Below are 23,764 nucleotides of genomic sequence, written 5' to 3'. Positions count from 1 at the left end.
TGTGCGCGGAAGGGGCCCCGCCGCTGAGAGCGGGGCCCCGGGGCGCGGTGGGATCAACTCCCGCAGTGGAAGCGGGCGTTGCCCCAGTCGGCGTGGTCGTTGCCCGGACCGTCGCCGCCGTCGCCGGTGATCAGGTCGACGTACTTGGCGCCACTCACGTCGGCGGTCAGGGACCAGGCGTCGTCGGCGGCCTCGAGGACCGGCGACTGGACCTTCTGGATGCCGTCCGCCTCGACGGAGAACTGCACGCTGCCGCGCGTCCCCTGCGAGTCGTCCTGGCCCACCTCGGCGGTGAACGAGGTGCAGCGGCCGCCCAGGTAGTAGCGGATCTTCCCCGGGGATGCGGTGCCGAGACCCTTGGCGTAGACGGTGCCGTTGACAGTCAGCGGCTTGCCGTCGCCTGCGCCGGTCTCACCGTTCTCCAGGTCCTTCTCTGCGGGACCCCAGCCGTTCTCCATGGCCGTCCAGTCCAGGTCACTGGCGTACGTGTCCGTCGTGGGCGGCGGCGGGAGGGTGCGCACGGTGGCGCCCGCAGTCAGCGTCCGCGCGCTGTCCCCGACGGTGTACGTGGCCTTCGAACTCAGCTGGTACGGCTGGTACTTGGCGTCGACCGGCGGGGTGACCTGCCAGGTGGCGGTGGCCTTGGCGCCGGGCGCGACCGGGTCGAGCGCGACCGGGCCCGCGGGCTCCGCCGTCCAGCCCTCGGGCAGGTCGAGCGAGAGGGACGCGCCCTTGACCTCGCTCGCCTCGTAGTTGGTGAAGGTGGCCTCGACCTTGTTCTTCTGGCCGGGCTCCAGCGTCTCGTCCGACTTCAGGGCGAGGGTGCCGCAGGCCGCCTTCTCCTTCGCCGGTCCGAGGTCGGTGACGGTGAAGTCGTCGAGCACGAAGTCGGCGCCGTCCGGGGCCCCTTCGAGCTTGCGCAGGCCGGTCCAGGCGTCGCCGCAGCCCGCCGTGACGGTGCCCTCGTAGTGGCCCGTGGTGCGCTGCTGCCCGATCTGGGTGCTCGCGGTCTCGACCTGGTCGGGGGTGCCGTCGGCGGCGATCCGGTCGTAGCCGCTCACCCACTGGTAGGCACCCGCGTGGCTGGACTGGTAGTCGAACGCGACCTTGTAGGCGTGTCCGTCCGCCATCGGGACGTCGGCCGGGGACGTGCGGTAGACGACGCCCGCGTTCTCCTCGTGGGACTTCAGGGACTCGCCGGCGCCGATGACGTCGTCGACGAGCTTCCCGTTCCAGCCGGCCTGGGTGTACGGGGCGTTCTTCTGCGCGATGTGCGTGCGCGGGTCCGTGACGCCGCCCGCGTCACCCTTGTCGAAGGGGCCCCAGCCCTGGTCGACGTCCTCGAAGTCCTCGTGCACGACGGTGCCGGGCTTCGTCGACGGGGCATTGCTCACGAGGCGCACGTCGTCGATGCGGACCTTCGCGGGCGACCCCTTGGCGGCCTCGATCCGCAGTGTGGTGCGGCCGCTCGCGGGCGCCGTGAAGTTGACCTTCACGCGCTGCATGTAGGTGCCGCCCCAGTCGTTCGAGGAGATCCCGTTCTGCAGCGTGGAGCGCTCGACCGCGACGGACTTGCCGCCCGCACTGAGCGTCGTGCGGCGGGACTTCCCGGGTTCGACCTCGACCCAGGCGGAGGCGGTGTAGCGCTTGCCCGCGTCGAGTCCGCTCACGCGCTGCTCGATCGCGGCGGTGGCGGCGCCGCTCAGGGCGGCGCTGTTGCGCCCGTGGTCATCGGTGTCGCGCCCGACCGTGCCGTCCTTGTCCCAGGCGGCGAGACGGGCGTCGTTGAAGCCGGGGTCCTTGACGTGTGTGCCCTCACCCCAGGCCGGGTCGACCGCGTGGGGCGCCTTGTCCGCCGGGTAGAGCACGTACGGCTGTTTCGCGTCGGCCTTCAGCGTGACCTTGCCGCCGGAGGCGCGCACGGTGCCGGTCTTCACGCGGCCGTTGTCGGTGAGCTTGTAGACGGTGTACGACGCTCCGGGCACGGCCCAGCTCGTCGTGCCGCCGTCCTTGTTGTAGTGGTACAGCTTCTTGCCGCCGTCCCACGGGAGCAGGTAGGCGCTCCCGTCGAGGACCTTCCTGCCCTGGTCGTAGAAGGTGCGGCGGCCGTCCTCGACGGTGCCGCGGAGCCCGCCGGTGAAGGTGATGTCGTTGCCGTTCCAGCGGGTGATCCGCTGGTGCTGGAGGAACTTGGCGGGCAGGTCGCGCTGCCAGACGTTGTCGTAGAAGGCGTTCCAGTCGTTCTCGCCGGTCCAGCCCTCGAACTCGTCGATGGCGCTCTGGCCGAGGACGGGGTCGCTGTTCCAGACGTCCTTCTCGCCGTTGCGGATGAAGCGGATGATCTTCGAGTTGAGGCCCTTGTCGGTCTTGGGCCCGTAGTCGAGGTCGTTGGCCCAGTGCGACCACAGGGACTCGCGCTCGAACTTGTCGGCCCACTCCGAGGCCAGGTTCCAGCCCTGCGAGCGGACGGCCTCGGCGGTCTTCTCGGCGATCCAGCCGTGCGTGTAGTACACGTCGAGGTAGATCGTCGTGAGGTTCGGGTCGGTCTCCTCGCGCAGCTGCTTGAACCGGGCGGCGAGGTCCCCGCTGTTGATGTCGCGGCGCTGGTCGATGTAGTAGCTCTGGTCGAGCCAGTTCCAGCCCGGGGCCTTGGGGTCGACGAGGTCGCCGGTGAAGTGCTTGGCGACGGGGTACGCCTCGGTGGCGTTCACGTGCACGCCGAAGCTGGTGCCGAACTTCTTGCCGCCCTTGAGCAGCTTATTGAGGTCCTTCAGGCCGCCCGCGCGCTTGTTGATGTTGCCGCCGTAGTCGGGGTGCGCGGAGTCGTGGCCCTCGGAGGCGTAGCCCTTGAGCAGGGCGAACTGGCCGAGGTTGTCGGTCGCGAGCGAGATCCGCTTGACGTCGTCGAGCGTGCGCAGGAAGGGGTGCGTGGCCTGGCTGGCGAAGTTGAAGGGGATGTGCGTGATGACCCGGTCGGGGGTGCCGTCGCTGCCTTTCGCCTTCACGCCGATGTCGTGGAAGGCGACCGCGCCGTCCTGCCAGTCGACCGTGCCGTCGCCGTTCGCGTCCGGGGTGACGACGACCTTGGCCCAGGGCAGATCCTTGTCCGGCGCCGGGGCCCCTTCGCCGCGGTAGGTCCACTGGCCCGACCAGACGCCGACGCGCGTGGAGCCGTCGGCCGACTTGCGCGCCTGGTGCCAGAAGCGGGCGTGGTCCCCGCCGGTGTTGCCGCTCGGCTTGTCGTACGTGGAGTTGGACTCGACGGCGGCGGCGAGGGAGCCGGTGTTGACGATGGCGTACGAGGCGCCGACGGGCGAGGCGTCTGCCGGGGTGTCCCCCGTGACCTTGCCGAAGACGTCGGCGGTCCGCGTCGAGTCGTTGTCCAGCGTCGTGAACGCGGTCTCGGCGCCGCCGTCCGAACTGCCCACGGAGACGAGGTCGTGCCCGGGTATGTCGATCGTGCCGACCCGGAAGGCCGCGGTGTCGCGCACGGCGGTCACCTCGAAGGTCGTCGCGCGCCCGCTGACGCTCAGCGAGGCGTCGATCTCGACACCCGCGAGATCCGGGAAGGTCAGCGTGTACGAGGCCTTCGAGCCGGTGAGGACCGGCGCACCCTTCGTGGCGACCGTGTAGGCCTTGCCGTTCAGGGTGACCTTCTCCACCGGGCTCGTACTCCCCAGGAGCGCGGCCCCCGAGGCGCGGTCGGTGTACGTCAGGACGCGCGGGAAGTCGTCGGCGACGGCGACGGACAGCTGCGCGGATCCGATGACGGCCTGCGCCACGGCGGGCACGGGGTCGGCGGCGGCCGGCAGTACGGGGCTCGCGAGGGCGAACACGGCGGACGATGCGGCGACGACGGCGACTGCGCAGGCGGCGCGAGATCTTCGTGACATAGGGGACTGGGTATCGGCGCGGGCGCGGCGGGTCAACGGACCTGGCGCTTCCGGGCGGCGGCAGTCCAACAACGCCGCCCGGAAGTCCAAGTCAGCGCGCGCGGGCGCCGGCTGGGTCAGCAGCCGCCGCAGTTGTAGTAGAGGACGTCCCAGTGGTTGCCCTCGTCGGCGTAGATGTTGCCGGAGCCCGACTGGTACTGCGGGGCTCCGTCGCCGCGCAGACCGATGTACGTGAACGTGTTCTTGATGTAGTTCGTGACGCAGGTGTTCTTGCCGTAGTCGAGCTTGTAGCCGTTCCAGTGCGAGTAGGTGCCGCTCGCGTGGCCGGTCTCGGTGCCGCCGGTGATGTTGAGGGCGCAGCCGGTGGCGCGCTTGAGGGTCTGGGCGCCCTGGGCGGTGGCGAGGTTGAGCTGGTCGAAGGACGTACAGGTGGAGTTGTTGCGGTTGGAGCAGCCGCCGGAGGACGACCAGGTGATGCCGACCTGGCTGAACATCGAGGTCACGGTGGCGTGGCTGATCTTGGTGGCGGCCTGGGCGTCGGTGGCGGAGCTGAGCACACCGAATCCGGGGGCGAAGAGGGCGCCGAGTACGAGCGCGAGGGCGCTCACGACTGAGCGGATTCTCATGGGGAGGAGGTCCTTCCTGCTGGTGACCGTGCTGGCTGTGAGACGGCTGTGCAGGTGGAGCAAGGAGATAGTGCCCGAGTTCTACGCGCGTCCGCCAGAGCGCGTCGGGTGACGACACGGTGTAATCGAGAAGACACGAGCTGTTTGATGTTGAAAGTTGAACAGAACGGCGCTACAGTCGTTCTCGTTGAACATTAAACATTCAACCGACTCCCCCTCCACGCCCCGTCCCCAAGGAGCAGTCATGGGTCTCTTCGGCCGCAAGAACGACGACGCCGCCCCCGCAGCCACCGGCACCGCCGGCCCCGACCTCGCCGCGCTGACCGGCGACTACGCCATCGACCCGGCGCACACCACGATCGGTTTCGTGGCCCGTCACGCCATGGTCACCAACGTCAAGGGCTCTTTCACCCAGTCGTCGGGCACCCTGCACCTGGACGGCGCGGACCCGGCGAAGTCGACCGCGTCGATCGACGTCACGATGAGCAGCATCGACACCGGCTCCGCCGACCGTGACACCCACCTGAAGAGCTCCGACTTCTTCAAGACGGACGAGTTCCCGACGATGACGTTCCGCTCCACCTCCGCCGAGTTCCTGGGCGACGACGACTACCGGATGACCGGCGACCTGACGATCCTCGGCACCACCAAGCCGATCACGATCGACCTCGAGTTCAACGGCTCCGCCACGGACCCGTTCGGCAACGAGCGCGTCGGCTTCGAGGGCAAGGGCCAGATCCTGCGCTCCGAGTGGGGCCTGACCTGGAACGCGGCCCTGGAGACCGGTGGTGTCCTCGTCTCGGACAAGATCAAGCTGACCTTCGACATCTCGGCGATCAAGAACGCCGCCTGACGCTGCCACCGGAAGCCGGCCCCCGCACGGCTCCCCGCGCCACGAGCACGCCCGTCCTTCCCGTCCCCCGCGGATGAAGGGCGGGCTCTCGTCGTCAGGGACTTCCCGAATGTGATGTGGGCCACAGATAACCTCCCTGATGTCACACTCCGGCCCGCCTCCCCCGTCCAAGTGGTGAGCACCCATGTGGTGAGCGCCCAGGGGAGGAGCCGGCCAGATGTCCGAGAGGACCGCGGAAGGCAGCACGGGGACGGCGCGCGAGCGAGGACCGGCACCGGCCGGTGAGCGGCTCGCGGACTGGGCGGACGGCCGCCTGGGCCTGCACACCCTGTCCAGGAAGTACCTGCGCAAGGTCTTCCCGGACCACTGGTCGTTCCTGCTCGGCGAGGTCTGCCTCTACACGTTCGTGATCCTGGTCCTGACCGGGGTCTATCTCACCCTGTTCTTCCACCCGTCGATGAACGAGGTGGAGTACCACGGCAGTTACGTCCCGCTCAACGGGATCCGGATGTCCGAGGCGTACGCCTCCACGCTCGACATCAGCTTCGACGTGCGGGGCGGACTGCTGATCCGGCAGATCCACCACTGGGCGGCGCTGATCTTCGTCGCCGCGATGCTCCTGCACATGATGCGGCACTTCTTCACGGGCTCGTTCCGCAAACCGCGCGAGCTGAACTGGGTGTTCGGCTGGACGCTGCTCGTACTCGGCCTGTTCGAGGGCCTGTTGGGGTACTCGCTGCCGGACGACCTGCTCTCCGGTACGGGCATGCGCTTCCTCGACGGGGCGATCCTGTCGGTGCCCGTCGTGGGGACGTATCTGTCGATGTTCCTGTTCGGCGGTGAGTTCCCGGGGCACGACATCGTGGGGCGGTTCTACTCGGTGCACGTGCTGCTGTTCCCCGGCATCATGGCGGCGCTCGTGGTGACCCATCTGATCCTGGTCGTCTACCACAAGCACACGCAGTTCCCGGGCCCGGGAAAGACCGAGCGGAACGTCGTGGGGGCGCCGTTCTTCCCCGTCTACCTCGCCAAGGCCGGCGGCTTCTTCTTCCTGGTGTTCGGCGTCGTCGCGTTCCTCGCGGCCGTCGCGTCCATCAACCCCGTCTGGAACTACGGGCCTTACCGGGTCGACCAGGTGTCCACGGGGGCGCAGCCCGACTGGCACCTGGGGTTCGCGGAGGGGCTGCTGCGGGTGATGCCGGGGTGGGAGATCACGCTGTGGGGACACACGCTGGCCCTCGGCGTACTCGTCCCGCTCGTCGTCTTCCCCGCGGTGCTCGTCGTGATCGGCGCGTATCCCTTCCTGGAGGCCTGGGTCACGGGCGACCGGCGCGAACACCATCTCCTGGACCGGCCGCGCAACCGGCCGGTGCGCACCGGGCTCGGGGTGGCCTGGCTGACGTTCTTCCTGGTGGCCCTGGTGGGCGGCGGCAACGATCTCTGGGCCACCCGCTTCCATGTGTCACTGAACGCGGTCACCTGGTTCGTGCGCGTCGCCCTCGTCGTAGGCCCGGTGATCACCTTCGTGATCACCCGGCGGATCTGCCTCGGGCTCCAGCTCCGCGACCGCGAACTGGCCTTGCACGGAAGGGAGTCGGGCCGCATCAAGCGCCTTCCGCACGGCGAGTACGTGGAGATCCACGAGCCGCTCACCCAGGCCGAGCTGCACACCCTGACCGCGCACGAGCAGCCCCCGGCCCTGGAGAGTGCGCCGGAGACCGACGTGAACGGCGTGCGGCGGCGCATACCCCGGGCCGAGCGGCTCCGGGTACGCCTCTCGCACGCCCTCTACGGCGAGGGCGCGCGCGTGCCGAAGCCGACCGCGCAGGAGTACGAGGAGGCCTGGCGCGAGCACCGGTGAAGCAGGCGGGTGGCGTCAGAACACCACGTCGGCCAGGCGGTCGACCTGGTCCGGGTCGGTGCCCCAGCAGTAGAGCATCACCTCGTCCGCGCCGATGTCCGCGAAGCCGGAGACCGCCTCGCGGATCTGCGCGGGAGCGGCGAGCATGCGCTCGGCCGATCCCGCGGCGCGCGGGTCGAAGCCGTAGTACGCGGTGATGGCGTCGCGGGCACGGGCGATCAGGTCGTCCGGGCCGAGCGCCACATTGACCTGGGCGACCAGGCGCGGGCGGCCTGGGCGGCCGTGCTCGTCCCAGAGCCGCTCCACATCGCGGAACATCGGGTCCATCCACTGCGGGGGCAGCGCGGCGCCGAGGAAGCCGTCGCCGAAGCGGGCCACGCGGGCGAGGGCCGCCGGTGCGAAGCCCCCGAAGAGGACCTCGGGGCCGTCGGGGGTGACGGGGGCCGGGCCGATCGGGCCGACGCCCTCGGCGTCGTCGTAAGGGTGGCCCGCCCAGGTGCGCCGCAGGGTCTCCATCTGCTGGTCGAGGCGGCGGCCGCGGCGGCGGATGTCGATGCCCGCGGCACGGCAGTCGTCCTCGCGTCCGCCGACGCCGATGCCGAGCGTGAAGCGGCCGCCGGACATCCGGTCGAGGGTCGCGGTCTGCTTGGCGAGCAGGGCGGTGCCGTGGTGCGGGGCGAGCAGGACCTCGGTCTGGAGCCGGATGCGGGAGGTGGCTCCGGCGAGAGTGGCGAGGGTGATCAAGGGCTCGGGGTTGTCGTAGACGAGCCGGTCGAGGAGGCCGAGCGTGCAGAAGGGGGTCGCGTCGGCGCGGCCGGCCCAGTCGAGCAGGACGGCGGGGTCGTCGACGGGCAGGCCGAGGCCGATACGCGGGGTGGCTTCGGTACGCATGGGGTGGAGCTCCTTCGGAAGGGGGCATGCGGAATCTCGCTGCCGCCCCTCCGGGACCGCGCACGGTGTGTACGTGCCGGCTTGCTTCCCGTCTGCGGCGTACTTCTGGGGAAGCGGTTCGTAAGAGTGCGGTCAGGCTACCCGGGCCACTGGCCTTCGCGCCTCCCCTTTTCTGGACCGGCAGAGCGCTCAGAAGCCGCCGCCGAAGTCCCCGCCTCCCCCGAAGTCGCCTCCGCCGCCGAAGTCCCCGCCGCCTCCGAAGTCCCCGAAGTCGTTCGAGTCGAAGTCCGCCCCCGAGTAGTCCCCGCCGTCGTATCCGGCTCCCGCGCCGAAGTCGCCATATCCGGAGCCGTAGTCGGCCGCGTAGGCGGGGCTCGCCATCATCGAGCCGAGCACCGTGCCGAGGAGGAGTCCGGGCAGGATGCCGCCGCCGAAGTAGCCGCCCGCCCAGGGGCCGTAGGCCGGGCCCGCGTCGTAGTAGGGGCGGCGCTCGCCGTAACCCGTGTCGACCGTGCGGACCATGGGGTCGACGCCGTCCTTGAGCCGGGTCGCGTCGGCCGCGCAGACCGGGACCTCGCGCTCGGCGCCGGACGGGGGCGCCCACCGCGCGTCCGTCACGGAGGGCCCGTGCCGCGGGTCGAAGAAGCAGGGCACCCGGCGCTCGGGCAGTGGCCGGCCCTCGCGGCGCGCCGCCAGCATCGCCAGCGAGAACCGCCCGTCGTCCAGGGCCTGGGTCACCCCGCGCACCTCCTCGGGGCGCTGGGCGGCGGCCATGAACTGTTTCGCCTTCTCGTACGAGTCGAGCGCCCGCTCGTAGTCGGCGCGCATCGCGTCGTCGGCGCCGGGCTCGGCGGGGTGGAAGTCGAGCCGGTCCAGCTCCTCGCCGAACGCCGTGATGTCCTCGTCGACGACCACGCGGAGCTTATCCAGGGCGGCCCGCTGCTCGTCCTCGCGCTGCTTGCGCCGCCTGCGGGACACGGCGTACGCGGCGCCGCCGCCCGCGACGACGACCGCGCCGATGCCGATCAGGGCGCCGACCGGGGCGCCGCTGTCACCGCCGCCCGCACCCCACGCGGAGGGCGCGGAGCCGCCCGCGTTGCGGACGGCCGTGTCGACGAAGTCGTTGAGCTGCGTGGTGGCGTTCTCGCCCTGGACGCTGGTCGTCAGGTTTCTGACCGCGTCCTGGGACATGACCCGGCTGTCGGCCCTGGCGTCGAACTTCTGGCCGAGGCGGATCGCGTAGACACCGGTGATGCCGGTCTTGGTGCGCAGGTCGGTGAAGAGGTCCTGCGTGGGGAAGTTCGCGGGCAGCACCGCCACCATGACGGGCTTGTCCGCGTCCTTGATCTTCTTGGTGAGGGCGTCGGCGTCCCCGGCGGACAGCTGCGCGGAGGCGGCCGGGTCGACGTACACAGGGCTCTTCTTGAGGGCGTCGGCGACGGTCGAGACGTCGGAGGCAGCCGCCTGGGCCCCCGGTGTCACCGCCGTCATGGCACTCAGGGCGAGGAGTGAACCGGAAAGGACGGATATCAGGCGCGATGCCCGACGGGTGGGCCTCATACCTCGACGCTAACCCAGGAGGGGACCGGATGCCGTATGTACCGCAAGGAGGGGCCCACCGCACTCGGTGGTGAGCCCCTCCCTGCGCTGTCTCACGCGGCGCGGTACGCCTCGGTCAGCTTCGCGACCGCGTCCGCGTAGCGCCCGGACAGGAGCAGGTGGTCGGCGTCGGCGAACGGCTTGGCCACCGCCGGCGTGATGTCCTGTCCCACCTTCTGCTGGACGAGCAGCCGCGCCCTGCCCACGACCGCCCGGCCCGCCTCGGCCGACCCGGCCTTCTGCGCCGCGGCGGCCGCCAGGGCGAGGGCCTTGAGGGTGAGCGTGCCGCCGCCCGGCGGGGTGCGCAGCGTCGTCAGGCCCCAGCCGAAGGGGTACTGCGGGTCGTACGCCGTGTCCCCGACGTTGATCGGCAGCTGGGCCTCCGACTTCGGCCAGGTCACAGGCAGCTGCCCGGTGAACGGCTTGGCCCCGTACAGGACGTCCGCGACGCCGTCGCCCTCCGTGCCGGGCAGCCAGGACGCGACGAGCGCGTCGATGTCGCCCAGCCGGTCGCCGATGAGCTGCGGGCGCCCGGAGACGATGAGCACGGCGCACTTCATGGCGCCGCACACCTTGTCCACGGCTGCCTGGTCGGCGGCCGTGAGCTCCAGGTCGTTGCCGTTGCCGACGTCGCCGATGCCTTCCGCGTACGGGGTCTCGCCGACCACGACGACGCCCACGTCATAGCCGGCCGTGGGCGCGGAGGCGTCCTTGGAGTAGCTGATGGTGGCGCCGGGTGCGGCCTTCTTCATGCCCTCCAGGACGGTCGTCCCGTCGGTGATCTTTCCGGACGAGCCCTGCCAGGTGACGGTCCAGCCGCCGGTCTGGTTGCCGATGTCGTCGGCGTTGGACCCCGCGACGTACACCTTCTGGCTCTTCTTGAGGGGGAGCACGCCGCCCGCGTTCTTCAGGAGTACCTGGGACTCGGCGGCGGCGGTGCGGGCGACGGCACGGTGTCCGGCGGAGCCGATGGCGGCGGCCCCGCTCGTGTCGGCATACGGCTTCTCGAAGAGGCCCAGCTTGAACTTCTGGGTCAGGATGCGCGAGACGGCGTCGTCGATCCGCGGCTCGCTGATCCGGCCCGCCTTCACCTCGTCGATCAGGGTCGTGCGGAAGTCCTTGTAGGCGGACGGGACCATGATCATGTCGAGGCCGGCGTTGACCGACGTACGGACGTCGGACGCGTAGTCGCCGGGGAGCTGGTCGATGGCCTGCCAGTCGCTGATGACGAAGCCGTCGAAGCCCATGCGGTCCTTCAGGACTCCGTTGATCATCGCGGCGTCGGCGTGCATCTTCACCGGGCCCTCGTCGTCGCCGATGATGTCGAGCGACGAGTACGAGGGCATGACCGTGCCGACCCCGCGGTCCACGGCCTCCTGGAACGGCGCGAGGTGCACCGCCTCCAGCTCCTGCCGCGTGACCTTCGTGACGCCCTGGTCGATGGTGTAGGAGCCCGTGGTCGACGAGCCGTACTCCGTGCCGCCGTCGCCCACGAAGTGCTTGGCGGTGGCGAGGACCTTGTCGTCCCGGTCGAGATCCTTGCCGCTGCGTGCCCCTTGGAGCCCCTGGACTACGGTCTCCATCTGCTTCACGAGAGCGGGGTCCTCGCCGAAGGACTCGTACGACCTGCCCCAGCGTTCGTCACGGGAGACGCACAGGCAGGGCGCGAAGTCCCAGGGGATGCCGGTGGCGCGGACCTCGGCGGCCGTGACCGCGCCCGCCTTCTCGGCCGTCCCCGGGTCGCGGGTCGCGCCGATGCCGATGTTGTGCGGCAGGACCGTGGCGCCGACGAGGTTGTTGTGGCCGTGCACCGCGTCCACGCCGTAGATCAGCGGGATCTGGAACCGCGTCGCCTGCGCCCGGAGCTGGAAGCCGTCGATCATCTTCGCCCAGGCCGCGGCGGTGTTCGGCGTCGGTGTCGAGCCGCCGCCGGAGAGCAGCGAGCCGAGGTCGTACGCGGCGATGTCGCCGCCCGTGCCGACCGCGTTGCGCTCGGCCTGCGTCATCTGGCCGGCCTTCTCCTCCAGGGACATCCGGGAGAGCAGGTCGGCGACGCGCCGCTTCACCGGGAGCTTGGTGTCGAGGTAGGGCAGCCCGTGGGCGTCGATCACCACCTGCGGGGTCTCGGCGGGCGCCTTCGCGCCGGTGACCGTCAGCTTCAGGGGGATCGTCTCGGCGGACTCGGCCGCCTTGTCCTTGAGGGTCGGTACGGACACGGTGTGCGCGGCGCCCGAAGCGGTGCCTGCCGGGAAGGTGAACTCGCCCTTGACCGGCGTGTAGTCCGTGCCCGCGCCGGCGCTGCCGCCCGCGCTCTCGTACGCGACGGTGACCGGCTCGGCGAGCGGGGCGGAGCCGGTGGTGGCGACCGAGATCGGCACGGCGGCCGTGCCGCCCTCCTTCACCGGGTAGACGGCGGCACCCGTCAGGACCTTCGTGGTCAGGGCGGGGTCGGCCTTGCCGTACAGCTCGACGCCGTCCATGGCGAAGGTGCCGGGCGTGCCGGTGGGCAGCGTGAGCGCGTAGCCCCACATCTCGGTGAGGCCGAGGTTCTGGTCGATGCCGCCGACGGGCTGGTAGTCGGTGCGGTACGTGAAGTCGGTGAAGGGGATCTCGACCTGGTGCCAGCCGGTCCACTCGTCGGTGAAGGAGGTCGTCCACAGCTCGGACGCCTCGCCGTTCGAACCGCCGTCCTTGATCTCGAAGTTGACCCGCTTGCCGCTGTTCTTCCCGTCCCACCAGAAGCGGATGCCCTTGTGCGCGGACCAGTCGTGGCCCGGCTCGTTCGCGGCGAAGTCGTGGGTGAAGCCGCCGTAGCCGCTGATGTCGTACGTCCCGGAGAGGACCTTGTCGCCTTCGGGGGCGTCGCCCCGCGCCGCGAGTTCCAGCTTGGGCGGGTCGTCGCTGTCGCCGCCCCACGTGAAGATGCCCTCCGCGGGCTGGGACGCGAAGGGGACCTCGCCCTCGAAGCGGTCGACGGGCACCGGCGGCGGTTCCTCGGCGCCGGTCGCCGCGCCCGCCGAGGCGAGCGGGAGCAGCCCCGTGAGCAGGGCTGCGGAGACGAGCAGGGCGGTTCTTCGCATGGACTTCCCTTCGGCCGGTTCGGGTACGCGCCGCAACCTCTGGGGGGGGTAACGGGAGTCCCTGGTGAAGCTCCAGACTTAGCTCACGCCGTGAGTTAACTGGCGCCCCGTGAACCCGTCAAGACTTCACGTCAGAACCGGTGCACAGCCAATTCCCGCTGGGTTACTGGGCAGTTGAGCATTCAGTTTCTGAACGCGCGCCCCCTTGACTCCCGTTCGCAGCCGTCATTTACTCACGCCTCGCACGCCCCATCTCCTCACCCCCACAGAAGGGCGGCGCACCATGAGAACCCCCACACGGCTCCGTTCGGGTCCGCGCCGGGCGGCCCGGCTGCTCGCCGCGGGACTGCTCACGACCGCGGGTCTGACCGGGCTCGTGGCCTCCCCCGCGCAGGCCGCGGGCGAGCCGGTCACGGCCTGGCTGACCACGACGGACGACGCCGGCGGACGCCATGTCGTCCGCGGCCTCGAACAGCAGGCCCCGTTCTCGTTCCAGGCGGGCACGGGCGGCGATGGCGAGAACATCACCGTCGACGACGGCACCCGCTACCAGACCTTCACCGGCGGCGGCGCCTCGTTCACGGACACCGCTGCGTGGCTGATGAACAGCAGCGGCGCCCTGTCACCGGCCACGCGCGACGCCACGATGCGCAAGCTGTTCTCCCCCACCGAAGGCATCGGCCTGTCGTTCCTGCGCAACCCGATGGGCGGCTCCGACCTGGCACGTTACGGCTACACGTTCGACGACGTGCCCGCCGGACAGACCGATCCCGACCTCTCCCGGTTCTCCGTCGCCCACGACCTCGCGGACGTCCTGCCCCTCACGAAGCAGGCCCGTCAGCTCAACCCGGACGTCACCGTGATGGCCTCACCCTGGACCGCGCCGGCCTGGATGAAGGACAGCGGACAGCTCAACGGCGGCTGGCTGAAAGCGGAGGACTACGGCACCTACGCCTCGTACTTCGTGAAGTACCTCCAGGCCTACCGGGACCAGGGCGTCCCGGTCGACTACGTCAGCGCGCAGAACGAACCGACGTGCTGCGGGGGCTACCCCTCGATGAGCTGGAACGCCTCGGGGCTCGCCTACTTCACCAAGAGCGAGCTGCTGCCGAAACTGGCGGCCGCCGGCCTGAACACCAAGGTCCTCGCGCACGACTGGAACTGGGACACGTACGACGGCTACGCGGCGCAGACCGTGGACGACGCGGCGGTGCGCGCGCACCCGAACTTCGGCGGGATCGCGTGGCACGGCTACGGCGGCGACGTCGCCGAGCAGAGCAGCATCCATGACCGCTACCCCCAGCTCGACGCCTTCGGGACCGAGCACTCAGGCGGGACGTGGATCGCCGACCAGCAGCGCGAGGACATGCTCAACATCGTGGACTACACCCGCAACTGGGCGAAGTCGGTGACCAAGTGGTCGCTCGCCGTGGACCAGAACATGGGCCCGCACAACGGCGGCTGCGGCACCTGCACGGGGCTCGTGACCGTGCACAACGGTGACGGGCGCAGCGGACAGGTCGACTACACCGTCGAGTACTACACGATGGGCCATCTGACGAAGTTCGTCCGGCCCGGAGCCCAGCGCATCGCGTCGACCGGCAGCTCGGCCGTGCCGAACGTCGCCTGGCGCAACCCGGACGGCTCGAAGGCGCTCATCGCGTACAACGGCGGCACGTCCGCGAAGACCATGACCGTCAACTGGGGCGGACAGCACGCCACTTACACGCTGCCCGCGAAGACGTCGGCGACGTTCACCTGGTAGCGAACCGGTAGCCGGGGCAACAGAAAGCCGGAGGGGCCGGACCACGGCCCCTCCGGCGTCTGCACATGTGCCGCCTACTCGACCGGCTCGACCCCGGCCCGCAGAAGCCCGTACGTGTAGGCGTCCTCAAGGGCGCCCCACGACGCGGCGATGACGTTCTCGGCGACGCCGACCGTGGACCACTCGCCCGTGCCGTCGCTGGTGGAGATCAGCACGCGGGTCGTGGAGGACGTGCCGTGCTTGCCCTCCAGGATGCGGACCTTGTAGTCGACGAGCTCCAGCTTGGCGAGCTGCGGGTAGATCCGCTCCAGACCCACGCGCAGGGCGCGGTCGAGGGCGTTGACCGGGCCGTTGCCCTCCGCCGTGGCGACGATGCGCTCGCCCTTGGCCCACAGCTTCACGGTCGCCTCGTTGGCGTGGCTGCCGTCGGGGCGGTCCTCGACGATGGCGCGCCACGACTCGACGCGGAAGTAGCGGCGGGCGCGGCCCTCGGCCTCCTCGCGCAGGAGGAGTTCGAAGGAGGCGTCGGCCGCCTCGTACGTGTAGCCCTGGAGCTCGCGCTCCTTGACGCGCCCGACGACGCGGGCGACGAGCTCGCGGTCGTCGGAGATGTCGACGCCGAGCTCCTTGCCCTTGAGCTCGATGGACGCGCGGCCGGCCATGTCGGAGACGAGCATGCGGATGCGGTTGCCGACCAGGTCCGGGTCGATGTGCTGGTAGAGGTCCGGGTCGACCTTGATCGCCGAGGCGTGCAGGCCCGCCTTGTGGGCGAACGCCGAAACTCCCACGTACGGCTGATGCGTGGAGGGCGTGAGGTTGACGACCTCGGCGATGGCGTGCGAGATCCGGGTCATCTCGCGCAGGGCGCCCTCGGGGAGGACCTTCTTGCCGTACTTGAGCTCCAGGGCGGCGACGACCGGGAAGAGATTGGAGTTGCCGACGCGCTCGCCGTAGCCGTTGGCCGTGCACTGTACGTGGGTCGCGCCCGCGTCCACGGCGGCGAGGGTGTTGGCGACCGCGCAGCCGGTGTCGTCCTGGGCGTGGATGCCGAGCCGGGCACCCGTGTCGGCGAGGACCGTGGCCGTGATCGCCTGGACCTGCGCGGGCAGCATGCCGCCGTTGGTGTCGCACAGGACGACGACGTCGGCGCCCGCCTCGTGCGCGGCCGTGACGACGGCCTTGGCGTAGGTGGGGTTGGCCCGGTAGCCGTCGAAGAAGTGCTCGCAGTCGACGAAGACGCGGCGGCCCTGCTCGCACAGGTAGGAGACGGTGTCGCGGACCATCTCCAGGTTCTCCTCGAGCGTGGTGCGCAGGGCCAGTTCGACATGGCGGTCGTGCGACTTGGCGACCAGCGTCACGACCGGGGCGCCGGACTCGACGAGCGCCTTGACCTGCGGGTCCTCGGAGGCCTTGGCGCCGGCGCGGCGGGTGGCGCCGAACGCGACGAGCTCCGCGTGCTGGAAGTCGATCTCCTGCTGGGCGCGGGCGAAGAACTCGGTGTCGCGGGGGTTGGCACCGGGCCAGCCGCCCTCGATGAAGCCCACGCCGAAGTCGTCCAGGTGCCGGGCGATGGTCAGCTTGTCCGCGACGGTCAGATTGATGCCCTCACGCTGCGCGCCGTCGCGCAGCGTGGTGTCGAAGACGTGGAAGTCGTCGTCGACGCGGGAAGAGCGGGGATTGTCGTCGGTTGCGTCCGTCATGCTGATCTGGCTCCTGTGTCGGATCTCGGTCTACCGGAATGACCGGCTCCACCGTCCCCCTATGATCCCTCGCGCTCCGGTCCTGGCTTGTGGTGGGCCAGGAAACCAAAAAAACCCCTCGCGGGTGCGAGAGGTCTGCGCGCGGGTCGAGACGACGATGTCCGCCCGTACCTGGTCGTACGTGGCGGTCACTGCGGACCGGCGCGCCTGCTGCCAATAATCATGGCGAACGAGAGCACGTCGGCAGTCTGCCACAGCCCGGGCGTGGCCCGGACCGTGGTCTCACGATGTGGGCTCAGACCGCTTCGGCCGCGGTCTGCCGGGTCTCGGGCGCGGCGACCGCGACCTGGTTCAGGTCGATGTCCCTCGTCTCGCGCATCGTCAGGTAGACGATCAGCGACACGGCGGCGCAGCCGGCGACGTACCAGTAGAAGCCCGACTCGACGCCCGCGTCCTTGAACCACAGGGCCACGTACTCCGCGGTGCCTCCGAAGAGCGCGTTGGCGATGGCGTACGGGAGGGCGACGCCGAGGGCGCGGATGCCGGTCGGGAACAGCTCGGCCTTCACGCACGCGTTGATCGACGTGTAGCCGGTGACGACGACGAGGGCGAGCAGGGCGAGGCCGAGGGCCGGCCAGAAGGAGCCCGCGTGCTTGAGCATCGTCATGATCGGCACGGTCAGGAAGGTGGAGCCGACGGCGAAGGTGATCAGGAGCGGGCGGCGGCCGATCCGGTCGGACAGCTTGCCGGCGAGCGGCTGGATGCAGGCGAAGACGATCAGCGCGCAGAACGAGACGAGCGTCGCGGTCTGCTTGCTGAGCCCGGCGGAGTTGGAGAGGTACTTGGTGAGGTACGTCGTGTACGTGTAGTACGCGACGGTGCCGCCCATCGTCAGGGCCATCACGAGGAACGCCTCGCGCTTGTGCGCCCACAGCGCCGTGAGGGTGCCCTTGCTGTCGGCGCCCGCGTCGTCGGCGGATTCCTCGTAGACGTCGGTCTCCAGCATGTTGCGCCGCAGGTAGAAGATGATCGCGGCGCCGAGCGCGCCGATGATGAACGGGATGCGCCAGCCCCAGCTGTGCAGCGCGTCGTCGGACAGGGTGCGCTGGAGGATGATCTGGAGGCCGAGCCCCACGATCTGCCCGGCGGTCATGGAGACGTACTGGAAGCTGGACGCGAAGCCGCGGCGGCTCGGGTCGGACGCCTCCGTGAGGTAGGTGGCGCTGGCCGCGTACTCGCCGCCGACCGAGAGGCCTTGCAGGAGGCGGGCGATGAGCAGGACGACGGCGCCGCCGTATCCGGCGACCGCGTAGGTCGGCGCGATCGCGATGAGGACGGCGGACGCCGACATCAGCGTGACGGTCAGGGTGAGCGCCGCCTTACGGCCCTTGCGGTCACCCACCCTGCCCAGCAGCCAGCCGCCCACGGGCCGCATGAAGAAGCCGACGGCGAAGATGCCGGCCGTGTTCATGAGCTGTGCCGTGGGGTTCCCGTCAGGGAAGAAGGCTCCCGCGAAGTACGTGGCGAAGCTCGCGTACACGAACCAGTCGAACCACTCGACCATGTTCCCGGCCGACCCGACCAGGATCTTCTTCCATTGCTCTCGTCCCATGAGCGGCCACGGTGCCGGAATGCTCCACTCCGTGACAAGGGTGTACCGCGCAACGATCACGCGTACTTGTGTTCATAGTGTTCATGGAGCGTCGGCGGACGCGGCGCGCACGAAGGGCTACGCGGGGTTCTTGACCAGTGCCTCGTCCAGGAACTCCCGTACGTGGGAAAGGATCTGGGCCCGGTCCGTGCCGCGCAGACCGATCGCGACATGGATGGAGAAGCCGTCGAGCAGCGCCCGCAGCCGGGACGCGAACCGGTCGGGGTCGAGCGGCGGGAGCTCGCCGCGCGAGGTGCCCTCGGCGAGCAGGGCGACAAGGTCGCGGTGCCAGGCCAGCTCGATCGCGGCCTGCCGCTCGCGCGCGTCGCCGTCGGCCTCGGCGTTCTGCGAGCGGTTCCAGACCTCCAGCCACAGCGTCCAGTGCGGGTCGCCCTGGGCGTCGGGGACGTACAGGTCGACGTACGCGTCGAGACGCTCGCGGACCGTGCCGCCGCCGGACAGGAGCCGCGCCCGCTCCGCGCCGAGGCGGCCCTCGCTCCACTCCAGGGTCCGCAGGAGCAGCTCGTCCTTCGAACGGAAGTAGTAGAGGAGGTGGCCGCTGCTCATGCCGACCTCGCGGCCGAGCGCGGCCATGGTGAGCTTCTCCAGGCCGCGCTCGGCGATCATCTCCATGGCGGCGGCGAGGACTTCTTCGCGCGGAGGGGCGTTCTTCCGGCGGGCCTGTGCCACGGGGACTCCTGCGGGTCTTTCAGCGTGCGGGCGTGATCTCGGGTTGCTGCTGGGTGATGCAGTGAATGCCACCGCCCCCGGCGAAGATCGTACGGGCGTCCACGAGCTGCACCGTCCGGCCCGGGAAAAGACGGCGGAAGATGCCGGCCGCGACCTCGTCATTCGGGTCGTCGAAGGAGCACAGGACGACGCCGTCGTTGCACAGGTAGTGGTTGATGTACGAGTAGTCGACCCAGCCCTCGTCGTCCTTGAGGACGGTCGGCGCGGGGACCTCGACGACCTCCAGGGGCCGGCCCTTGGCGTCCGTCTCCCCCTTGAGCTGGGCGATGAGCTGCTTGCTCAGCTCGTGGTCGGGGTGGGCGGGGTCCTGCTGCGAGTGGACCAGGACGACGCCGGGCGCGGCGAACGCGGCGACGATGTCGACGTGGCCGCGGGTGCCGTAGACGCCGTAGTCGCCGGTGAGGCCGCGCGGCAGCCAGATGGCCTTGGTGGTGCCGATCCGGGCGTGGATCTCCTGCTCGACCTCGGCCTTGGTGCGGCCCGGGTTGCGGTCGGGGTCGAGCTGCACGGTCTCGGTGAGGAGCACGGTGCCCTCGCCGTCGACGTGGATGCCGCCGCCCTCGTTGACGAGGGAGGAGGAGTGGACGGGGACGTCGGCGAGGTCCGCGATGTGGCGGGCTATTTTCGCGTCGTGCTCCCAGACGGCCCAGTCCTGGGCGCCCCAGCCGTTGAACGTCCAGTCCACGGCGGCCAGTTGGCCGTCGCCGACGACGAACGTGGGGCCGATGTCGCGCATCCACGCGTCGTCGAGGTCGCGCTCGACGAGGTCGATGTCGTCGCCGAGGAGCGCGCGGGCCGAGTCGCTCTGGCCGGGGGCGACGATCACGGTGACCGGCTCGAAGCTGCGTACGGCGCGGGCCACGGACGCCCAGGCCTCGCGCGCCTCGGCCAGCTCCTCGTCGTTGGTGAACGTCGGGTTGGGGCTCGGCCAGGCCATCCAGGTGCGCTCGTGCGGGGCCCACTCGGGGGGCATGTGGAAGCTGCTCATGAGCGGGTCCTCACAGGAAGTAGAGACGGTTCAGGGAGACGGAGTCGGCCGGTTCGGAGCGGACCGGGTCGCCGTCGAGCGTGACGAGTCCGGTGGCCTGGTCGACGTCGATGGAGCCGGTGCGGGAGTTGAGCCGCAGGTCGGCGGGGCCGATGCCGCGAGTGCCGCGGACGGCGACACGGCGGCGGCGGGTGGGCATCTTGTCGTTGCCCTGGTCGAGGGCGGCCTGGGCGACGAACGCGACGGAGATGTCCGCCGCGGTCGCGCCGTGCGCCCCGAACTGCGGTCCCAGGACGAGGGGTTCGCAGGTGTCGGTGGCCGCGTTCGGGTCGCCGACGACGCCGTACGCGGGGAAGCCGGACTTGAGGACGAGCTGCGGCTTCGCGCCGAAGAACTCGGGGCGCCACAGCACGATGTCGGCGAGCTTGCCGGCCTCGATGGAGCCGACCTCGTGGGAGAGGCCGTGCGCGATGGCGGGGTTGATGGTCAGCTTCGCCATGTAGCGCAGGACGCGCGCGTTGTCGTCATGGTCGCCGTCGCCGGACATCGGGCCGAGTTCGGCCTTCATCTTGCCGGCCATGGCGAAGGTCCTGCGCACGGTCTCGCCGGCGCGGCCCATGCCCTGCGCGTCCGACGACGTGATGCCGATGGCGCCCAGGTCGTGCAGGACGTCCTCGGCACCCATCGTCCCGGCGCGGATCCGGTCGCGGGCCATGGCGGCGTCGCCCGGCAGGTCGGTCTTGAGGTCGTGGACCGAGACGATCATGCCGTAGTGCTCGGCGACGGCGTCGCGGCCGAAGGGCAGCGTGGGGTTGGTGGACGACCCGATGACGTTCGGGACGCCCGCCATCTTCAGGACGTTCGGTACGTGTCCGCCGCCGCAGCCCTCGATGTGGAAGGCGTGGATGGTGCGGCCGTCGAGGACCCTCAGGGTGTCCTCGACGGACAGGCACTCGTTCAGGCCGTCGCTGTGCAGGGCGACCTGGACGTCGTGCTCCTCGGCGACGCGCAGCGCGGTGTCGAGGGCGCGGGTGTGGGCGCCCATGTCCTCGTGCACCTTGAAGCCGGACGCGCCGCCCTCGGCGAGCGCCTCGATCAGCGGGGCGTCGTGCGAGGACGAACCCCGGCCGAGGAAGCCGATGTTGACGGGCCAGGCGTCGAAGGCGTTGAACGCGTGGCGCAGCGCCCAGGGCGAGTTGACGCCGACGCCCCACACGGGCCCGAACTCCTGGCCGATGATCGTGGTCACACCGGAGGCGAGCGAGGCCTCCATGATGCGCGGCGACAGCAGGTGTACGTGGGTGTCGACGGCGCCCGCGGTGGCGATGAGGCCCTCGCCCGACACGATGGACGTGCCGGTGCCGACGACGACGTCGACCCCGTCGAGGGTGTCGGGGTTACCGGCGCGCCCTATGGCGTGGATCCGACCCTCGCGGATGCCGATGGAGACCTTCCTGATCCCCTGTACGGCGTCGATCACGAGGACGTTGCTGATCACGACGTCGCAGGTCTCGCGGACGGCGGCGGCCTTGAGGTGCAGTCCGTCGCGGGCCGTCTTGCCGAACCCGGCGAGGAACTCCTCGCCGTACGCCTGTGAGTCGGACTCGACGCGGACGGTCAGGCCCGAGTCGCCGAGGCGCACGCGGTCACCGGCGCGCGGGCCGTGGGTGGCGGCGTACGCGTGGGGGTCGATGTGCCGGCTGCCCGGCGCGCAGTGGTCGCTGTGCTTGGTGGGCCTGCTCATGCGCCCGTTCCCTTCACTCCGAGATATCCGCAGGCGGCTGCCCTGCGCAGGGCCTCCTCCTTGGCGCCCGGCGCGTCCAGCGGGCCGTCGACGAGCCCGGCGAAGCCGATCGCGACGCGCGCGCCGCCGATGGGCACGAGGCCCACCTCGGCGCTCTCCCCCGGCCCGAACCGCACCGACGACCCGGCGGGGACGGCGAGCCGCATGCCGTACGCGGCCGCGCGGTCGAAGTCGAGCCGCGGGTTGGCCTCGAAGAAGTGGAAGTGGGAGGTGACGGAGACGGGGACGCTCGACGTGTTGGTCGCCGTGAGCGTCACCGTGGCCGGCGGGTCGCTGTGCTCGGGGCCCGGGAGCAGCGCGCCCGGCGCCTCGTCGCCCAGCGACGAGCCGATCGGGTCGCTGACCACGGCGAGCCGGGACCCGTCGTCGAAGACGGCCTCGACGTGCACCTCCGTGACGACGTCACTGACGCCGGGGAGCACATCGTCGGGGCCGAGGACGGAGCGGGCCGCCTCGATGGCCTCGGCGAGCCGCCGGCCGTCCCTGGCCGCCTCGCACACCGTGTCCGCGATCAGGGCCGTCGCCTCGGGGACATTGAGCCGCAGGCCCCGGGCCTTCCGGGCCCTGGCCAGCTCGGCGGCCCCGAACAGCAGCAGCCGATCGCGTTCCGTGGGGGTCAGACGCACGCCACCACACCTCCGTGTCCTGATTCGTTGCCTGAAGCCGTCTCGCTCACTATCCGTCACTCGGTGACGACCAGTCGTCATTGCCGGACGAGCCTCGATTTAGAACACCACTCTAACAACCGAATTATTGCCCGTGAAGTGTTGACTGAACTTGACGTGTCAGTCACATTAAAACGTCATTGAGCGACGCTCTAACCGCGAATCGTCCCTCCAGGAGAGCACGCAATGCCGATCGAAACGCGCGGTGTCGACACCGTCCCGGACGAAGAACGCACCAGCCGCCCACGGGACTTGGTGAGCATCCTCCTCGGCTCCAACCTCGCCCTCGGCGTGATCATCTTCGGCGCGCTGCCGGTGACGTTCGGTCTCGGATGGTGGGACGCCTTCACGGCTCTGGTCACCGGCACCGTCGTCGGCAGCATCCTCGTGGCGCCGCTCTCCCTGGTCTCCCTGCGCACCGCGACCAATCTCTCCACCAGCAGCGGCGGGGCCTTCGGCGTCCGGGGCCGGCTCCTCGGCTCGGTCATCGGTCTGCTGCTCTCCCTCGGCTACAGCGCGCTGACCCTCTGGGTCGGCGGCGACTCGGTGGTCGGCGCGCTGCACCGCGTCATCGGGCTCCCCGAGAACGGCGTGACCACCGGCGTCGTCTACGCCGTGCTGGCCTTCGCCACCGCCTTCGGCGCCGTGTTCGGCTACAAGCTCCTGCTCCGCATGAGCCGCTTCCTGGCCATCGGCATGACGATCCTGCTGGTCCTGGGCGTTGTCGCCTACGCACCGCACTTCACCACCGCCGCGCCCGACCCGAGCGGATACGCGCTGGGCGGCTTCTGGCCGACCTGGATCCTCTCCGCCGTCGCCGCCGGCCTCAGCGGTCCGATCGCCTTCATCACCCTGCTCGGCGACTACACCCGCTACATCTCGCCCAAGCGCCACAGCAGCAAAGCCGTCTACCTGTGCACCTACGCCGGCCTCATGGTCGGCCTGCTGATCCCGCAGCTGTTCGGTACTTTCACCGCCATCGCGGTCCACGCCGACGACTGGGCCGTCGGCCTCGTCGCCATGGCCCCGGGCTGGTACCTGATCCCGCTGGTGCTCGCCGCCTCCGCCGGCTCCGTCGGCAACGCCGGTCTGATGCTCTACAGCATGGGTCTGGACATGGACGCGATCCTGCCGAAGGCGACCCGGACCCAGTGCACGTACGTCATCGCCGGTGCCTCCACCGTCCTCGTCTACGCCGGCCACTACCTGTGGAACGCGGCGGACGCCATGACCGCGTTCGTGCTGATCCTGACCGCCCTCGGCACCCCGTGGGCCGTGATCACCCTGCTCAACCACTTCCGCTGCAAGGGCACGTACGACTCCGAGTCGCTCCAGGTCTACAACCGCGGCACCGTCGGCGGCATCTACTGGTTCCAGGCCGGCTGGAACGTCCGCGCCGCCCTCGCCTGGGCCATCGGCGCGATCGTCGGTGTCCTGTGCGTCGACGCCACCCCGACCTACACCGGCCCCATGGTCCCGTACACCGGTGGTATCGACTTCAGCTTCCTGCTGTCCGCCACCATCACGACCATCGCCTACCTGACGCTGAACATCGGGCAGAAGGCCCCCACCGCCCCGCCCTCCACCGGGGCGGAGAAGCCGACGGAGGAGCCCGTGACGGCCTCCGCCTGACGCCTC

14 protein-coding genes and 1 pseudogene are annotated in these 23,764 nt (G+C 70.4%); 4 read left to right on the top strand and 11 right to left on the bottom strand.

The window, feature by feature from the left end; translation table 11 throughout:
• Positions 1-53: 53 nt before the first annotated feature.
• Both AC07EJ_RS09920 and AC07EJ_RS09915 read right to left on the bottom strand, forming a co-directional pair.
• A complete protein-coding gene (locus tag AC07EJ_RS09920; RefSeq protein ID WP_478884030.1) occupies positions 54-3,893 on the bottom strand; it encodes an endo-alpha-N-acetylgalactosaminidase family protein in 3,840 nt (1,279 codons plus the stop codon).
• A 116-nt stretch (positions 3,894-4,009) separates the two neighbouring features.
• Positions 4,010-4,519, bottom strand: coding sequence for a hypothetical protein (locus AC07EJ_RS09915; protein WP_478884029.1), 510 nt, complete (start codon positions 4,517-4,519; stop codon positions 4,010-4,012).
• A 244-nt stretch (positions 4,520-4,763) separates the two neighbouring features.
• Here AC07EJ_RS09915 and AC07EJ_RS09910 point away from each other — a divergent pair, with 244 nt between their 5' ends.
• Positions 4,764-5,372, top strand: coding sequence for a YceI family protein (locus tag AC07EJ_RS09910; RefSeq protein ID WP_389485820.1), 609 nt, complete (start codon positions 4,764-4,766; stop codon positions 5,370-5,372).
• Positions 5,373-5,589: 217 nt separating this feature from the next.
• Positions 5,590-7,233 carry a cytochrome bc1 complex cytochrome b subunit gene (gene qcrB, locus AC07EJ_RS09905; RefSeq protein ID WP_478884028.1) on the top strand — a complete coding sequence of 548 codons (1,644 nt, stop codon included), beginning with the start codon at positions 5,590-5,592 and terminating at the stop codon, positions 7,231-7,233.
• A 15-nt stretch (positions 7,234-7,248) separates the two neighbouring features.
• On the opposite strand, the gene AC07EJ_RS09900 is transcribed toward qcrB, so the two are convergent.
• From AC07EJ_RS09900 to AC07EJ_RS09890, 3 genes are all read right to left on the bottom strand, one after another.
• Positions 7,249-8,124 (bottom strand): LLM class flavin-dependent oxidoreductase, encoded by an 876-nt coding sequence (locus AC07EJ_RS09900; protein WP_389485824.1) that lies wholly within the window; start codon positions 8,122-8,124, stop codon positions 7,249-7,251.
• 189 nt (positions 8,125-8,313) lie between these two features.
• Positions 8,314-9,684 carry a hypothetical protein gene (locus AC07EJ_RS09895; RefSeq protein ID WP_393586647.1) on the bottom strand — a complete coding sequence of 457 codons (1,371 nt, stop codon included), beginning with the start codon at positions 9,682-9,684 and terminating at the stop codon, positions 8,314-8,316.
• Between the two features lie 92 nt (positions 9,685-9,776).
• The gene (locus tag AC07EJ_RS09890; RefSeq protein ID WP_478884027.1) at positions 9,777-12,803 is read right to left on the bottom strand and encodes a glycoside hydrolase family 3 protein; all 3,027 of its coding nucleotides are present in this window, start codon (positions 12,801-12,803) and stop codon (positions 9,777-9,779) included.
• Positions 12,804-13,086: 283 nt separating this feature from the next.
• Here AC07EJ_RS09890 and AC07EJ_RS09885 point away from each other — a divergent pair.
• Positions 13,087-14,565: pseudogene (locus AC07EJ_RS09885) on the top strand (glycoside hydrolase family 30 protein); the annotation flags it as partial.
• Positions 14,566-14,642: 77 nt separating this feature from the next.
• On the opposite strand, the gene cimA reads toward AC07EJ_RS09885, so the two are convergent.
• From cimA to ureA, 6 genes are all read right to left on the bottom strand, one after another.
• Positions 14,643-16,268, bottom strand: a complete 1,626-nt coding sequence (cimA, locus tag AC07EJ_RS09880) for a citramalate synthase (protein ID WP_389485830.1) — start codon at positions 16,266-16,268, stop codon at positions 14,643-14,645.
• 295 nt (positions 16,269-16,563) lie between these two features.
• A complete protein-coding gene (locus tag AC07EJ_RS09875; RefSeq protein WP_389485832.1) occupies positions 16,564-17,880 on the bottom strand; it encodes an MFS transporter in 1,317 nt (438 codons plus the stop codon).
• A 117-nt stretch (positions 17,881-17,997) separates the two neighbouring features.
• Positions 17,998-18,552 (bottom strand): TetR/AcrR family transcriptional regulator, encoded by a 555-nt coding sequence (locus tag AC07EJ_RS09870; protein ID WP_389485873.1) that lies wholly within the window; start codon positions 18,550-18,552, stop codon positions 17,998-18,000.
• A gap of 76 nt (positions 18,553-18,628) precedes the next feature.
• Positions 18,629-19,657 (bottom strand): agmatine deiminase family protein, encoded by a 1,029-nt coding sequence (locus AC07EJ_RS09865; RefSeq protein WP_389485834.1) that lies wholly within the window; start codon positions 19,655-19,657, stop codon positions 18,629-18,631.
• A gap of 10 nt (positions 19,658-19,667) precedes the next feature.
• Positions 19,668-21,401, bottom strand: a complete 1,734-nt coding sequence (locus tag AC07EJ_RS09860) for an urease subunit alpha (RefSeq protein WP_389485836.1) — start codon at positions 21,399-21,401, stop codon at positions 19,668-19,670.
• On the bottom strand, positions 21,398-22,087 hold the full coding sequence (gene ureA, locus AC07EJ_RS09855; protein ID WP_326711006.1) for an urease subunit gamma: 690 nt from the start codon (positions 22,085-22,087) through the stop codon (positions 21,398-21,400). Before ureA ends, AC07EJ_RS09860 begins: the two co-directional genes overlap by 4 nt.
• A gap of 225 nt (positions 22,088-22,312) precedes the next feature.
• On the opposite strand from ureA, the gene AC07EJ_RS09850 reads away from it, so the two are divergent.
• Entirely contained in the window at positions 22,313-23,758 is a 1,446-nt protein-coding gene (locus tag AC07EJ_RS09850; protein WP_389485838.1) for a cytosine permease, read from the top strand.
• The last annotated feature ends 6 nt before the right edge of the window (positions 23,759-23,764 follow it).

This window comes from Streptomyces sp. NPDC045026 (assembly GCF_056432625.1).
The sequence above is the reverse complement of the archived record's forward strand: the minus strand, read 5'-3'. Positions and strand labels throughout refer to the sequence as shown.